Genomic DNA, 14,780 nt, shown 5'->3' with positions numbered 1-14,780 from the left:
GGCGGACCGCGGCGTCGTCGGCCTGGCGCGCCAGGCCCGCCGCAACGAGGAGGGCCTGGCCGGGTACGCCGAGGCGATGACCTGCCACCTCGGCGACTTCCGCGAGTACGCGCGGATCCGCCAACGCATCAGCGAGCTGGAGAAGGACCGCTCCCGCGAGCGGTCGCTCGCCGCCCGCCGCGCCGTCCACGCCTCGCTCGCCGGCACCCGGCGCGGTGACGTCCTGGAGTACCGGCGGGGCCGGCGCACGCTGTGGGCGCTCGTCCTGGACGTCGACGCGGACCGCCTGGACTCCCCGGTCCTGCGCGTCCTCACGCCAGAGCCGCGGGTGCGCACCCTCACCAGCGCCGAGCTGCCGCACGGGGCCGCCACCGTCGCCACGGTCCCCATCCCCAAGCACGCCAACCTGCGGGACGCCGGGCAGCGGCGCGACCTCGCCGCCCGGCTGCGCAGCGCGGTCCAGAGCGCGCCACCCGCCTCCCGGGACGCCGCCCCGCAGCCGGTACCCACCGTCGAGGCCGAGCTCGAGGAGCTGCGCCGCGCGCTGCGTGCCCACCCGTGCCACGCGTGCCCCGACCGCGAGGAGCACGCCCGCTGGGCGAACCGGTGGGCCACCCTGGACGCCGAGCACCAGCGCCTGCTGCGCCGCATCGAGACCCGCACGTCCTCCATCGCCCGCGACTTCGACAAGGTGTGTGCCCTGCTCACCCAGCTCGGCTACCTCGAGGGCGACGAGGCGGACGGCCTCGTCGTCACGGAGAACGGGCGCTGGCTCGCGCGGCTGTACGCCGAGAAGGACCTCGTCCTCGCCGAGTGCCTGCGCCGCGAGCTGTGGCGGGGACTGGACCCGGCCCAGCTCGCCGGCGTCGTCTCCACGGTCGTCTACTCCGCGCGGACCGACACGGTGAGCCGGCCGGGTGCCGGGGGAGGGGCGCTCGGGGAGGCGGTGCGCGCCACCGTGCGCGTGTCGGACGAGCTCGGCGAGCTCGAGACCGAGCACGGCGTCCCGCGTGCCGAGCCGGTCGACGCCGGGATCGTCGCCGCCGTCCACCAGTGGGCCCGCGGGGCCGCGCTCGACACCGTCCTGGAGGGCACCGAGCTCGGCGCGGGAGACTTCGTGCGCTGGTGCAAGCAGGTGCTCGACGTCCTCGACCAGCTCGCCACGGCCGCCCCCGACGAGGAGACCCGCCGCAGCGCCCGCCGCGCCATCGACCTCGTCCGCCGGGGCGTCGTCGCGTGGTCGAGCGTGTGACCCGGCGGCTAGAACGGACACGCGGCGACACGCCCGCGCGACACGCCGGTCATGGTGAATCACACGTCCGTACAAACGCGGCGCTGACCTGCATCCATGTCGCTGACCTGCGGTTTCTCAGGCTTGATGGAGTACGCTCCGGGCTATTAGGTTCGGTTGGCATACCGCCGACGCCCCCATCTCCGCGCTGAGATCCGGGTGAGCGCCGCGGCGGACAGTGGCCGGGCCCGCGTGTTCAGTAGATAACGGAGCTGCTCCGGCAGCTTCGGTCCGAAGGACACGCGGGCCGGTCGCGTCCGCGGACCGGGCGGCCCTCCGCGGCACCTATCCTTGTCGGGTGCCCCGCCCCTCCTCGTCCGTCGCGATCCTGCTCGCCGTCGCCGGAGCTCTCGCCACGGACGCGGCGTTCCCCGGACGCTCCTGGTGGCCGCTGGCACCCGTCGGCATCGCCCTCCTCCTCCTCGCGCTGCGCGGCGCCACGCTCGGGCGGGCGCTCCTGGTCGGCTGGCTCTGGGGTGCCGTCTTCTTCCTCATCCACCTGTGGTGGGCCGAGGAGGCCGCGGGCGCCGTCCCGTGGCTCCTGCTCGGTGCCGCCGAGGCGTGCTTCGTCGCCGTGTTCGCCGGGGCGTGGTCGCTGGCGGCCCGCTGGGGCCCCGTGGTGCGCCACCCGGCGCTCGGTGTCGCCGTCGTCGCGAGCCTGTGGGTCGCGACGGAGACCGCACGCGGCCTCGTGCCCTTCGGCGGCATGCCGTGGAGCAAGCTCGCCTTCTCCCAGACCGACGGCCCGCTGCTGCGGTTCGCCTCCCTCGGCGGGGAGACCCTCGTCGGCTGGGTGGTCGTCGCCGCCGGTGCGCTCGTCGCCCTCGCGCTCGGCCACCTGCGCCGTGCCCGCGTGGGGCAGGCGAGCGGTGCCCTGCTCGTCGCCGGTGCGCTCGTCGCCTCCGGCCTCGTCGTCCCCGTCGACACGCGGGCCGAGGCCGGGACGCTGCGCGTGGGCGCAGTCCAGGGCAACGTGCCCGGCCCCGGGCTCGATGCCTTCGCCGTCCGCCGCGACGTCCTCGAACGCCACGTCACCGGGACCGAGGCACTGCTCGAGGAGGTCGGGTCCGGCGAGCTCGACATCGTCCTGTGGCCGGAGAACTCCACCGACATCGACCCGCGCCGTGACGGTGAGGCAGGGCGGCTCATCGACCGGGCCGCCGCCGCGGTCGATGCCCCGATCCTCGTCGGCGGCCAGCGCTACGGGGAGGACTACCGGTACAACGAGGCGATCCTCTGGGTGGCCGGCGAGGGGCAGGTCGACGTCTACGCCAAGCAGCACCCGGCCCCGTTCGCCGAGTACATCCCGCTGCGCGACCTCGCCCGGAAGGTGACCGACGTCGTCGACCTCGTGTCCATCGACATGCTGCCCGGTGACGAGGTCGGCATCATCGAGCTCGACAGCCCCCGGCTCGGCCGGGTGGTCGACCTCGCCGTCGGGATCTGCTTCGAGGTCGCCTACGGGGGGCTCATGCGCGAGGCCGTGCTCGCGGGTGGCGAGCTCATCGTCGTGCCGACGAACAACGCCTCCTTCGGCTTCACCCAGGAGTCGGCGCAGCAGCTGGCGATGTCGGTGTTCCGCGCGGTGGAGCACGGCCGGGCGACCGTGCAGATCTCCACCGTGGGCGTCAGCGGGATCATCGCGCCCAACGGCGTCGTCATGGACTCCACCGGGCTGTTCACCGCCGACCAGCTCGTCGCGGACCTGCCGCTGCGCACCTCCCTCACCGTGGCCGACCGGCTGGGCGACTGGCCGACCGTCGTCGTGTCCGCCTTCGCCCTCGTCTCGCTCCTCGCCGGTGCGCTGGCCACCGCCCGCAGCCGTAGGAGGCAGGCGTGAGGACCCTCGTCATCATCCCGACCTACGACGAGCGGGAGTCCTTGCCGCTCGTGCTCGAGCGGACCCGTCGGGCGGTCCCGGACGCCGACATCCTCGTCGCCGACGACGACAGCCCCGACGGCACCGGGGCGGTGGCCGACGAGGTCGCTGCCCGCGACGGCCACGTCCACGTGCTGCACCGGCCCGGCAAGCAGGGGCTGGGGCGGGCGTACGTCGCGGGGTTCCAGTGGGCGCTGGAGCGGGGGTACGACCTCGTCGTGGAGATGGACGCCGACGGCTCCCACCGCCCCGAGCAGCTGCCCGACCTGCTCGCCCGGGCGGCCGCCGAGGACGCGCCGGACCTCGTCATCGGCTCGCGCTGGGTGCCCGGGGGAGAGGTGGTCAACTGGCCGCTGCACCGAGAGCTGCTCTCCCGGGGCGCCAACACCTACGTCCAGCTGCTCCTCGGGCTCCCGGTGCGCGACGCGACCGCCGGCTTCCGGGTGTTCCGGGCACCCGCCCTCGCCGCGCTGCCGCTGGAGGAGATCGAGTCCCAGGGCTACTGCTTCCAGGTCGACATGACGTGGCGGGTGCACCGGGCCGGCGGGCGGGTGGCCGAGGTGCCGATCAGCTTCGTCGAGCGCGCCGAGGGCGTGTCGAAGATGAGCCGCGGCATCATCGCCGAGGCGCTCGTGCGCACGACCGCGTGGGGCGTGCGGCACCGCGCCCGGCAGCTCCTCGGTCTCCTGCGCCGCCGCTAGTCCGTCCCACCGCCCGCCCGCGACAGCCGACTTCCGCGCGAGAGCCGACTTCCGCGCGAGAGCGGAGTTGCGCGCGACAGCCGACTTCCGCGCGACAGCGGACTTGTGCACGCAGCTCGGCACGCGTCAGCGATCGGCGTCCGGGCACGGCAAAGGCCCGCAGGCGGTGCCTGCGGGCCTTCGTCGCGGGTGTGTCAGGCGCTGCGGCGGCGGAGCTGTCCGCTGCGCAGCAGCTCGAGCCGCTCGGCGAGCAGCTCCTCGAGCTCGGGGATGGTGCGGCGCTCGAGCAGCATGTCCCAGTGGGTACGCGGCTTCTTCACGGGCTTGACGGGCTCGGGGCGGGCGGCGTCACGGAGGAGCGCCTCCTCGCCACAGCGGCACTCCCAGAGCGCCGGCATCTCCGCCTCTGCCGCGAAGGGCAGCACGATGGTGTGCCCGTTCGGGCACTCGTAGTGCGCCTCGGTCCGCTCGGCGAACTCGACTCCGGCCTCGGTCTCGAGGCTCTTCGCACCGATCCCGACTCCTCGCAGTGATCGATCTGCCATCACGCCTCTCCTCTCGGGCACGCATGTTCGAGCGCGCCGGTATGCACCCTGCTACTACTGATCCCAACGGCCCATGGTGTCCGCTTGTTCCACGGCCGTGGTGAAAGTCCTGTGAAGGTCCAGTAGGTCATCTCCGGCGCGTTAGGGTGCCCGTGTGACCGAGATGACGTTCCGCCAGCTGGGTTCCAGCGGCCTCGTGGTGTCGACGGTCGGCCTGGGCTGCAACAGCTTTGGAGCGACACTACCGCCGGAGGACGTCACGCGCGTGGTGAGCGCCGCGATTGAGTCCGGTATCACCATGTTCGACACGGCCGACTCCTACGGCGGGGTGCCAGGACAGGGGGAGGAGCTCCTCGGTGAGGCGCTCGTGGGCCGGCGCGACGACGTCGTCGTGGCGACGAAGTTCGGCATGGACGTGCGTGGCCTCAACGGGGAGGACCACGGCGTGCGCGGGTCGCGCCGCTACATCCGCCGCGCGGTCGAGGGGTCGCTGCGCCGGCTGCGCACCGACCACATCGACCTCTACCAGCTCCACCGGCTCGACCCGGTCACCCCGATGGAGGAGACCCTCGGAGCGCTCGACGAGCTCGTCCGCGAGGGCAAGGTCCTCTACGTGGGCTGCTCCCACGTCCAGGGCTGGCAGCTCGTCGACGCCGACTGGATCGCCCGGACCTCCGGGCTCACGCCGTTCGTCTCCGTCCAGAACGAGTACTCGCTCCTCTCGCGGGGGATCGAGGCCGAGGTCGTCCCGGCGGCCGCGCACGTCGGCGCCGGCGTCATTCCCTACTTCCCGCTCGCGTCCGGCCTGCTCACCGGCAAGTACCGGCGCGGTGAGCCCGCCCCGGCCGGGAGCCGGCTGGCGGCCAAGCCCGAGCGGCTGGCCCGTGCGGACTTCGACAGGGTGGAGGCGCTGGAGGCGGTGGCCCGCGACGCCGGTGTCCCGCTGCTCACCCTCGCGCTCGGTGGCCTGGCGGCGCAGCCCGGCGTGGCGAGCGTCATCGCCGGGGCACGGACGCCCGAGCAGGTGCGCGCGAACGTCGAGGCCGGCCTGTGGGAGCCCGACGCCGAGACCCTCCTCGCGATCGACGAGGCGTCGCCCGGCCCCGCCTCCGCCTGACGCCCTCGAGGCTGCTCCACGACACGCAGTCACGACCTGCTCCTCCACGAGCACCGGCCGCGGCGCCGGCCCCTGTCCTCGCCGCCGGGCAGGCTCGGCCGGGAGCGGACGGGAGGAGAAGGACATGGAGCACGGGGAGCTCGGGCACAACTCCGTGTCGCTCGTCGGCCGGGTGAGTGGCGCGGTCGCGGAGCGGGAGCTGCCGAGCGGTGACCGCGTCGCGACCTTCCGGCTGGTCGTCCCGCGGCCCGACGCCGCCGCGGGGCGCGCCACGGTCGACACGGTCGACGTCGCGTGCTGGAGCGGGCGGACACGTCGGGTGGCCGGCAGGTTGGGGGAGGGGAGCGTCGTCGCCGTCGAGGGCGCGCTGCGCCGCCGGTTCTTCACGGCGGGCGCGGCGAGGGTCTCGCGTTACGAGGTGGAGGCCGTGCGCGTGCGGCGCGTGCCGGGAGGTGGACGCGGCCCGTAGGCGCGGGCAGCTCTAGGCAAGCGCGGCGGCCCGTGGCAGCATCACGGCATGGCACGGACCGGCGCGCAGGAGCGCCTGCGGGACCTCACGGTGCTGCGCCGCGTGCGCGACCGCATCGACCGCGACTACGCCCAGCCGCTCAACGTCGAGGCCCTCGCCCGCGCCGCGCACATGTCCGCGGGGCATCTCAGCCGCGAGTTCCGCCGGGCCTACGGGGAGTCTCCCTACGCCTACCTCATGACCCGTCGCATCGAGCGCGCGATGACCCTGCTGCGCCGCGGTGAGCTCAGCGTGACCGAGGTGTGCTTCGCGGTGGGCTTCTCCTCCCTCGGCACCTTCAGCACGCGCTTCAGCGAGCTCGTCGGGATGCCGCCGAGCGTCTACCGCAAGGAGGCCGAGCACGCTGCCACGGGCGTGCCGCCGTGCGTCGCGAAGCGGGTCGCCAGACCGGTCAGAAATCGAGAAGCACTGGCGCAGGCGCCGCTACTAGCGTGACCTGCATGGACATCACGATTCACGCCAGCTTCCTCCCGCACACCGACCCGGAGGCCTCCCTCGGCTTCTACCGGGACGCGCTCGGCTTCGAGGTCCGCCAGGACGTCGGGCAGGGCGCCATGCGCTGGATCACGGTCGGTCCGCCGAGCCAGCCGGGCACCGCCATCGTCCTCTACCCGCCGACGGCCGATCCCGGCGTCACCGCGGAGGAGCAGCAGACGATCGCTGAGATGATGGCCAAGGGCACCTTCGCGAGCATCATGCTGGCCAGTTCCGACGTCGACGCCGCCTTCGAGCGGGTCCAGGCGGCCGGCGTCGAGGTCATGCAGGAGCCCACCGACCAGGACTGGGGCATGCGCGACTGCGCATTCCGGGACCCGGCGGGCAACACCGTGCGGCTGCAGCAGCTCCCCTGACCGTCCCCGAGAGAGGCACGCCCTGATGACGACGACGTCAGCCGGTACCGAGCAGCACGACCGCATCCGCGTCCAGGGCGCGCGGGAGAACAACCTCAAGGACGTGGACGTCGACATCCCCAAGCGCCGGCTCACGGTCTTCACCGGCGTGTCCGGATCGGGGAAGAGCTCCCTCGTGTTCGACACCGTCGCCGCGGAGTCGCGGCGGCTCATCAACGAGACCTACAGCACCTTCCTCCAGGCGTTCATGCCGACGCTCGCGCGCCCGGACGTCGACGTCCTCGAAGGGCTGACGACGGCGATCATCGTCGACCAGGAACGGCTCGGGGCCAACCCCCGCTCCACCGTCGGCACGGTGACCGATGCCAACGCCTTCCTGCGGATGCTCTTCAGCCGGCTCGGGGAGCCGCACGCCGGCTCACCGAACGCCTACTCCTTCAACGTCCCGTCGGTGAGCTCGCAGGGCGCGATCTCGGTCGGCGGGAAGAAGGCGGTCAGGGCCACCTTCAACCAGCTCGGCGGCATGTGCCCGCGGTGCGAGGGGCGCGGGTCGGTCACCGACATCGACCTCGCCCAGCTCTACGACGAGACCAAGTCCCTCGCCGAGGGTGGGATCACCGTCCCCGGCTACGTGGCCGACGGCTGGTACGTCAAGCTCTTCATGGAGTCCGGGTTCCTCGACGCCGACAAGCCGATCAAGGACTACACCGAGCGGGAGCTGCACGACTTCCTGTACAAGGAGCCGGTCAAGGTCCCCGTCGGCGGGGCGAACATGACCTACGAGGGCCTGGTCCCCAAGATCAAGAAGTCGATGCTCGCCAAGGACCGCGACGCGATGCAGTCGCACATCCGGGCCTTCGTCGACCGCGCCGTCGTCTACCGCACCTGCCCCGACTGCGACGGCACCCGCCTCGCTCCCCACGCGCGGGAGTCGATGATCCGGGGGGTGAGCATCGCCGACGCGTGCGCGATGCAGATCAGCGACCTCGCCGAGTGGGTCGCGGAGCTCGACGAGCCGTCCCTCGCCCCGTTGCTGGCCAACCTGCGCCACCTGCTCGACTCCTTCGTCGGCATCGGCCTGGGCTACCTGTCCCTCGACCGGCCGTCCGGGACGCTGTCCGGCGGCGAGGCGCAGCGCACGAAGATGATCCGCCACCTCGGCTCGTCCCTCACCGACGTCACCTACGTCTTCGACGAGCCGACCGTCGGCCTGCACCCGCACGACATCGAGCGCATGAACGCCCTGCTGCGCCGGTTGCGCGACAAGGGCAACACCGTGCTCGTCGTCGAGCACAAGCCCGAGACGATCGCCATCGCCGACCACGTCGTCGACCTCGGCCCGGGTGCGGGCAGCGCGGGCGGGCGGGTCGTCTACGAGGGCACCCTGGACGGGCTGCGGGAGAGCGGCACGCTCACCGGCAGGCACCTCGGGGACCGGGTGGCGCTCAAGGAGTCGGTGCGCGAGCCCACCGGCGCCCTGGAGATCCGCGACGCCCGCCAGAACAACCTCACCGGGGTGGACGTCGACATCCCCACCGGCGTGCTCACCGTCGTCACCGGCGTCGCCGGGTCGGGCAAGAGCAGCCTCATCCACGGCAACCTCGCCGGCCGCGAGGGCGTCGTCGTCGTCGACCAGGGCCAGATCAAGGGCTCGCGTCGCTCCAACCCGGCGACCTACACCGGCCTCCTCGAGCCCATCCGCAAGGCGTTCGCCAAGGCCAACGGCGTCAAGCCGGCGCTGTTCAGCGCCAACTCCGAGGGCGCGTGCCCGGTGTGCAACGGCGCCGGGGTGATCTTCACCGACCTCGGCTTCATGGAGACGGTGAGCACGACCTGCGAGGAGTGCGAGGGCAGGCGGTTCCAGGCCGCGGTGCTCGAGTACACGCTCGGCGGACGCAACATCGCCGAGGTGCTGGAGATGTCGGTCGCCGAGGCCGAGGCCTTCCTCGGCGCGGGGGAGGCGCGCACCCCCGCCGCCCACAAGGTCCTGCAGCGGCTCAGCGACGTCGGGCTGGGCTACCTCACGCTCGGGCAGCCGTTGACGACGCTGTCCGGCGGCGAGCGCCAGCGCCTCAAGCTCGCCGTCCACATGGGCGAGCCCGGCGGGGTGTACGTGCTGGACGAGCCGACCACCGGGCTGCACCTCGCCGACGTCCAGCAGCTCCTCGCGCTGCTCGACCGGCTCGTCGACTCCGGCAAGACCGTCATCGTCATCGAGCACCACCAGGCCGTCATGGCCCACGCCGACTGGCTCGTCGATCTGGGACCCGGTGCCGGGCACGACGGCGGTCGGGTGGTCTTCGAGGGCACGCCGGGCGACCTCGTCGCCGACCTCTCGACCCTCACCGGCACCCACCTCGCGGCCTACGTCGCGCGCTGAGCCGACGCCCCGGGCGGGCAGGTGCGCAAGATCGGTCGAGAACTCGCCCCATCACCGCAATTTCGGTCAAACCCCCTTTCCTAGAGTTCCTCGGTAAGCCAGGGCCGGCGCCACCGCCGGTCCGCGAACCGAGGGAGGGCGCCGTGCGGGTGAGCACACGGGTCGAGACGGTCGAGCTCGTCGACGGATGGGTGAGGGTCCGCACGGACGGGGTCGAGGTCCGCCTCCTGCTCGTCACCGAGGACGTCGTGCGCATCCGCGCCGGGTTCGACGGCGACTTCGCCGAGGAGTCCTACTCGCTCGTGACGACCGCCTGGCCGGACCGGCTCGACGGCGTGCTGGGCGACGAGCGCACCCGGGTCACCCCGCCCGCCCTCACCCTCCAGGACGGCGCCGAGCAGGCCGTCGTCACCGGCGGGCGGCTGCGGGTGGAGATCGACAAGGAGCCCTTCCGCCTGCGCGTGCTCGACGAGGCGGGCACGGTGCTGCACTCCGACGTCGTCGGCCTCGGCTACCTCGAGGACGCCAACGGTCGCCGCATCCACACGAGCGAGATCGACCCCGACGACGCGTTCTACGGCTTCGGCGAGACCGCCGGCCCGCTGAACAAGGCGCGCCGGCTCCTCACGCTCAGCCCGAAGGACGCGCTGGGCTACGACGCGCGGGACACCGACCCGCTGTACAAGCACATCCCGTTCTACCTCAGGCTCGACCGCCGCTCCCGGACCGCGGTCGGGTACTTCTACCACAACACCTACGCGTGCGACTTCGACCTCGGCCGGGAGAAGAGCAACTACTGGCCGGCGCACAGCCGCTACCGCACCGACGGCGGGGACATCGACCTGTTCCTCATCGCCGGGCCCGCGATCCGCGACGTCGTCCAGCGCTACACCGCGCTCACCGGGCGCCCGCCGCTGCTGCCGAAGTACGCCCTGGGCTACCTCGCCTCCTCGATGTACTACGCCGAGCTCGAGTCCGGCAGCGACGAGGCGATCACCCGCTTCATCGACATCGCGCGGGCCGAGGGCATCCCGGTCGACGGGTTCCAGCTGTCCTCCGGCTACTGCACCCAGGACACCCCGGCCGGGCCCAAGCGCGCGGTCCTCACCTGGAACGACCGCCGCTTCCCCGACCCGCCGGCCTTCTTCACGGCGATGGCCGAGCGCGGCATCACCGTCTCCCCGAACGTCAAGCCCGGGGTGCTCGACGTCCACCCGCGGATGGCGGAGTTCGCCGACGCGGACGTCTTCGTCCGGCGCAGCGCCGACGCCGTCGCGACGGCGGGGGAGGGGCCCGCCGTCGGCGCCTGGTGGGGCGGACCGGGCCGGTTCGTCGACTTCACCCGGCCCGCCGCGCGTGAGTCGTGGAAGGCGTGGCTCACCGACGCGGTCCTCGCGCAGGGCACGACGTCGGTGTGGAACGACAACTGCGAGTACGACGGCATCATCGACCAGGACTCCGTCGTCGACTTCGAGGGGACCGGCGCGACCATCGGGCGCCTGCGCACCGTCATGGCCAACCTCATGTGCCAGGTGACCCAGGAGGCGATCATCGAGCGCGACCCCGACGCCCGGCCCTACATCGTCTGCCGCGCCGGGCACGCCGGGATCCAGCGCTACGCCCAGACCTGGGCGGGGGACAACTCCACGAGCTGGGAGAGCCTGCGCTACAACATCGCCACCATCCTCGGCATGAGCCTGTCCGGGGTGGCCAACCAGGGCGCCGACATCGGCGGCTTCCACGGCCCCGCGCCCGACCCCGAGCTGCTCGTGCGCTGGGTGCAGCACGGCATCTTCCAGCCGCGGTTCTCCATCCACTCGGTGAACTCGGACAACACCGTGACCGAGCCGTGGATGTTTGCCTCCCACACCGTGTACGTGCGCGACGCCATCAAGCTGCGCTACCGGCTCTTCCCCTACCTGTACTCCCTCATGGCCCGCGCCCACCGCACCGGCCTGCCGATCATGGAGCCGCTCGTCAGCGCCTTCCAGGACGACCCCGAGGTCGACGAGACCTTCACCGAGTTCATGCTCGGGGACGCGCTGCTCGTCGCCAACGTCCTGGAGCCGGGCGCGACCACCCGCTCCCTCCGGCTGCCAGCGGGCGAGGTCTTCTACGACGCGTGGACCCGCGAGCGGCACGACGGCGGGCAGACGATCACCCTCCCGGTGGACCTCTCCTCCATCCCGGTCCTCGTCCGCGGCGGCGGCATCGTCCCGCTCGCCGCCCACGACCTCGACAGCCTCACCCGCGACGTCGTCAACGAGCTGCGGCTGGTGTGCGCGCCGGACCGCGACGGGCACACCGTGCTGTACGAGGACGACGGACTCACCCGCGCGCACGAGCGCGGGGAGTACCTCGAGACCGACGTGCGGATGACCGCGGGGGACCGGGTGACCCTCACTCTCACCCGGCGCGGCACGTTCCGCAGCCCGGTGCGCCGCCTCCTGCTCGACGTCATCCACCCCGACCGGGCGCCGTTCTGGGTGGAGGCCGACGGCAGGCGGGTCCCGCACGTGCTCTACCGCGAGGACTTCGCCATGGCGGACCGCGGCTGGTACTACGACCCCGAGCTCGGCTCGGTGCTCATCACCCTGCCCAACCCGGACGGCGACCTCGCCGTCACGGTCTCGTTCGAGCCCTTCGACATGATCGGCATGTGAGGAAGAGAAGGACGGATGAAACGAACACTGACGAGACTCACGGCCCTGCTGGCCGCGTGCGCCGCGCTCGGCGCGTGCGCCGGCGGGAGCACGACGAGCACTGAGGCCACCGCCGAGGACCCGCTCGTCCTGCGCTTCGCGCACAACCTCAACGACAGGCACGTGACCTCCCAGGCGCTCACCGCCTTCGCGGAGGACGTCGAGGAGCGCAGCGACGGGCGGATCACCGTGCGGATGTACGGCAACGGCCAGCTCGGCTCGGAGACGACCGTCCTCGGCCAGCTCAACCAGGGCATCGTCGACATGACCCGGGTGAGCGCCCCCGGCCTGGCCAACTACGACCCGGGCTACCACGCCTTCGGCCTGCCGTACGTCTTCGCATCCGAGGAGGAGTACTACCAGGTGATGGACTCCCCGGAGATGGCGGAGTTCTTCCGGTCGACCGTGGACCAGGGCTTCGTCGGGCTCACCTACTACACCTCCGGCGCCCGGTCCTTCTACACCGCGGACACCCCGGTGCGGACCCCGGAGGACCTGCGCGGGCTCAAGGTCCGCGTCCAGGACATGCGCTCCCAGACCGAGCTCATGGCCGAGCTCGGCGCCGCCCCGATCGTCATGGCCCTCGGGGACACCTACACCTCCCTGCAGACCGGCCTCATCGACGGCGCGGAGAGCAACGAGACCGTCCTCACCCAGAGCGCGCACGGGGAGGTCGCCAAGTCCTTCTCTCTCACCGAGCACACCCGCATCCCGGACATGCTCGTCATCAGCAGCGACGCCTGGCAGCGGCTGTCGCCGCAGGACCAGGAGCTGCTCGTCGACGCGGCACGCCGGTCCACGGAGGACCACAAGGTCGCCTGGGCGCAGAGCATCGAGGAGGCCGTCACCGAGGCCGAGGCGATGGGCGTGGAGTTCGTGACCGACGTCGACCTCGAGGCCTTCCGGGAGGCCACGCGCCCTGTCGTCGAGCGGTACGTGGCCGAGCACCCCGAGGTCGCCGAGCTCCTGTCCGTCATCGAAGCTGCAGGGGAGTGAAGGACGAGATGACCACCCACGACCGCATCGCCCGGGTGAGGGGAGTGCTCGGCGCCGTGCTCCTCGCCACCGCCGGCACCCTGCTCGTCCTCATGACGTTCCTCGTGCTCTACCAGGTGTTCACGCGCTACGTCCTCGGCGCCCCGGCCGCCTTCACCGAGGAGCTCGTGCGCTACGCGCTCATCTGGACCTCGTTCGTCAGCGCGGCCTACGCCTTCCTCCACCGCAAGCACATGGCCCTCGTGCTCGTGCGCGACCGGCTGCCCGGCCGGGCCCGGCGCGGGTTCCTCCTCGGGGCCGACGTCCTCGTCCTGCTCTTCGCTGTCGTCGTCCTCGTCGTCGGCGGCACCATGCTCGCGCTCGCCGCGCGGCACGACTACTCGGCGCTGCTCGGGATCTCACGCGGTCTCGTCTACGCCATCGCACCCGTCAGCGGTCTGGCGATCGCCCTCGCGCAGGTGCTCAACATCTGGGAGGACGTCACCGGGGAGCCGGTCGTCGAGGCGGAGGGAACAGACTGATGGAAGCACTTCTCGCGGTCGCCGTGCTGTTCGGCGTCTTCTTCGTCCTGCTCTTCGCCGGCGTGCCGATCTCGGTGTCGCTGGGGATCGCCTCCTTCCTCACCGCGCTCGTCTTCCTCTCCTTCGAGGAGTCGACCTACGTCGTGGGACAGCAGATGAACGTCGGGATCGAGAGCTTCTCGCTGCTCGCCGTCCCGCTGTTCATCTTCGCGGGCAACATCATGAACAACGGCGGCATCGCGCGGCGGCTCGTCGACCTCGCGCTCGTCCTGGCCGGTCGGGTCCCCGGGGCTCTCGCACACACCAACGTGCTCGGCAACATGCTCTTCGGCTCGCTGTCCGGCTCGGCCGTGGCCGCCGCCGCGGCCATCGGCGGCACGCTGCACAAGCGGCAGAAGGAGGAGGGGTACGACCCGGCCTTCAGCACCGCCGTCAACATCGCCTCGGCGTCCACCGGGCTGCTCATCCCGCCGACGACGGCCGCCATCGTGTACTCGACGGTCGCCGGCGGCGTGTCGATCTCGGCGCTGTTCATGGCCGGCTACGTCCCCGGCATCCTCATGGGCGTCGTCGTCATGGTCGTCGCGTGGCTCTACGCGCGGCGGCGGATGGCCGGGGCGACCTCGCCGCGCGTCGGCCTTGGGGAGGGGCTGCGGGTGTTCCTGCGCGCGGTGCCCAGCCTGCTGCTCGTCATCGTCGTCGTCGGCGGGATCGTCGCCGGCGTCTTCACGGCGACCGAGGGTGCGGCCGCGGCGGTCCTGTACTGCCTCGTCCTGTCCCTCATCTACCGCAGCCTCAGCTGGGCGGACCTCAAGCAGGTCGTCACCTCGACCGTCGTGGCCACCGGCGTGGTCATGTTCCTCATCTCGGCGTCCTCGGCGATGTCGTGGGTCATGGCCTACACCGGCATCCCGACGGCGATCACCGACGCGCTGCTGTCCACCGCGGACTCCAAGGCGATCATCCTGCTGCTCATGGTGGCGATCCTGCTCGTCGTCGGCACGTTCATGGACATCACGCCGGCGATCCTCATCTTCACCCCGATCTTCCTGCCGATCGCCACCGAGCTCGGCATGCACCCGGTGCACTTCGGCATGATGCTCATCCTCGCGATGTGCATCGGCACGATGACCCCGCCGGTGGGCTCGGTGCTGTTCGTCGCGACCGGTGTGTCCGGGGTGACGATCGAGCAGGTCGTGCCGCGGCTCCTGCCGTACTTCGCCGGTCTCGTCGTGCTGCTGCTCGCGGTGACCTTCATCCCGGCGCTG

Annotated in this window: 12 protein-coding genes and 1 pseudogene; 12 read left to right on the top strand and 1 reads right to left on the bottom strand. The window is 72.1% G+C overall.

Annotation, left to right across the window (positions count from 1 at the left end):
* The 3 genes and pseudogenes from FHE66_RS15345 to FHE66_RS04240 all read left to right on the top strand — a co-directional run.
* Positions 1 to 1,252, top strand: a pseudogene (locus FHE66_RS15345) (RNA helicase); the annotation flags it as partial.
* A gap of 337 nt (positions 1,253 to 1,589) precedes the next feature.
* Positions 1,590 to 3,131: an apolipoprotein N-acyltransferase gene (gene lnt, locus FHE66_RS04245; RefSeq protein WP_139071742.1), complete on the top strand. Its 1,542-nt coding sequence runs from the start codon at positions 1,590 to 1,592 to the stop codon at positions 3,129 to 3,131.
* Entirely contained in the window at positions 3,128 to 3,871 is a 744-nt protein-coding gene (locus FHE66_RS04240) for a polyprenol monophosphomannose synthase (protein WP_139071741.1), read from the top strand. The genes lnt and FHE66_RS04240 overlap by 4 nt, the downstream gene beginning before the upstream one ends.
* A gap of 194 nt (positions 3,872 to 4,065) precedes the next feature.
* Here FHE66_RS04240 and FHE66_RS04235 read toward each other — a convergent pair whose 3' ends face one another.
* Positions 4,066 to 4,416, bottom strand: a complete 351-nt coding sequence (locus FHE66_RS04235) for an RNA polymerase-binding protein RbpA (protein ID WP_139071740.1) — start codon at positions 4,414 to 4,416, stop codon at positions 4,066 to 4,068.
* Between the two features lie 163 nt (positions 4,417 to 4,579).
* On the opposite strand from FHE66_RS04235, the gene FHE66_RS04230 reads away from it, so the two are divergent.
* The 9 genes from FHE66_RS04230 to FHE66_RS04190 all read left to right on the top strand — a co-directional run.
* A complete protein-coding gene (locus FHE66_RS04230; RefSeq protein WP_139071815.1) occupies positions 4,580 to 5,533 on the top strand; it encodes an aldo/keto reductase in 954 nt (317 codons plus the stop codon).
* A gap of 124 nt (positions 5,534 to 5,657) precedes the next feature.
* Positions 5,658 to 6,002 (top strand): single-stranded DNA-binding protein, encoded by a 345-nt coding sequence (locus FHE66_RS04225; RefSeq protein ID WP_139071739.1) that lies wholly within the window; start codon positions 5,658 to 5,660, stop codon positions 6,000 to 6,002.
* Positions 6,003 to 6,050: 48 nt separating this feature from the next.
* Entirely contained in the window at positions 6,051 to 6,497 is a 447-nt protein-coding gene (locus tag FHE66_RS04220) for a helix-turn-helix transcriptional regulator (protein WP_139071738.1), read from the top strand.
* A gap of 5 nt (positions 6,498 to 6,502) precedes the next feature.
* A complete protein-coding gene (locus FHE66_RS04215) occupies positions 6,503 to 6,913 on the top strand; it encodes a VOC family protein (RefSeq protein WP_139071737.1) in 411 nt (136 codons plus the stop codon).
* A 25-nt stretch (positions 6,914 to 6,938) separates the two neighbouring features.
* The gene (locus FHE66_RS04210) at positions 6,939 to 9,293 is read left to right on the top strand and encodes an excinuclease ABC subunit UvrA (protein ID WP_139071736.1); all 2,355 of its coding nucleotides are present in this window, start codon (positions 6,939 to 6,941) and stop codon (positions 9,291 to 9,293) included.
* A gap of 149 nt (positions 9,294 to 9,442) precedes the next feature.
* Positions 9,443 to 11,956 carry a TIM-barrel domain-containing protein gene (locus FHE66_RS04205; RefSeq protein WP_255303602.1) on the top strand — a complete coding sequence of 838 codons (2,514 nt, stop codon included), beginning with the start codon at positions 9,443 to 9,445 and terminating at the stop codon, positions 11,954 to 11,956.
* A gap of 15 nt (positions 11,957 to 11,971) precedes the next feature.
* On the top strand, positions 11,972 to 12,991 hold the full coding sequence (locus tag FHE66_RS04200; RefSeq protein ID WP_139071734.1) for a TRAP transporter substrate-binding protein: 1,020 nt from the start codon (positions 11,972 to 11,974) through the stop codon (positions 12,989 to 12,991).
* A gap of 8 nt (positions 12,992 to 12,999) precedes the next feature.
* Positions 13,000 to 13,512, top strand: a complete 513-nt coding sequence (locus FHE66_RS04195; protein ID WP_139071733.1) for a TRAP transporter small permease — start codon at positions 13,000 to 13,002, stop codon at positions 13,510 to 13,512.
* Positions 13,512 to 14,780, top strand: a 1,269-nt coding sequence (locus FHE66_RS04190; protein WP_139071814.1) for a TRAP transporter large permease, incomplete at its 3' end; no start/stop codon positions are given. The genes FHE66_RS04195 and FHE66_RS04190, both read left to right, overlap by 1 nt.

The sequence above is a fragment of the Georgenia sp. 311 genome (assembly GCF_006151955.1).
In the GTDB taxonomy this organism is placed as follows: Bacteria; Actinomycetota; Actinomycetes; order Actinomycetales; family Actinomycetaceae; genus Oceanitalea; species Oceanitalea wutianyii.
This window is presented reverse-complemented; position numbering and strand designations above follow the sequence as displayed.

Bases quoted from the DNA above. Each gene is read 5' to 3' on its own strand.
- FHE66_RS04235 (WP_139071740.1), bottom strand. From the start codon at position 4,416: ATGGCAGATCGATCACTGCGAGGAGTCGGGATCGGTGCGAAGAGCCTC.
- FHE66_RS04230 (WP_139071815.1), top strand. From the start codon at position 4,580: ATGACGTTCCGCCAGCTGGGTTCCAGCGGCCTCGTGGTGTCGACGGTC.
- FHE66_RS04225 (WP_139071739.1), top strand. From the start codon at position 5,658: ATGGAGCACGGGGAGCTCGGGCACAACTCCGTGTCGCTCGTCGGCCGG.
- FHE66_RS04220 (WP_139071738.1), top strand. From the start codon at position 6,051: ATGGCACGGACCGGCGCGCAGGAGCGCCTGCGGGACCTCACGGTGCTG.
- FHE66_RS04215 (WP_139071737.1), top strand. From the start codon at position 6,503: ATGGACATCACGATTCACGCCAGCTTCCTCCCGCACACCGACCCGGAG.
- FHE66_RS04210 (WP_139071736.1), top strand. From the start codon at position 6,939: ATGACGACGACGTCAGCCGGTACCGAGCAGCACGACCGCATCCGCGTC.
- FHE66_RS04200 (WP_139071734.1), top strand. From the start codon at position 11,972: ATGAAACGAACACTGACGAGACTCACGGCCCTGCTGGCCGCGTGCGCC.
- FHE66_RS04195 (WP_139071733.1), top strand. From the start codon at position 13,000: ATGACCACCCACGACCGCATCGCCCGGGTGAGGGGAGTGCTCGGCGCC.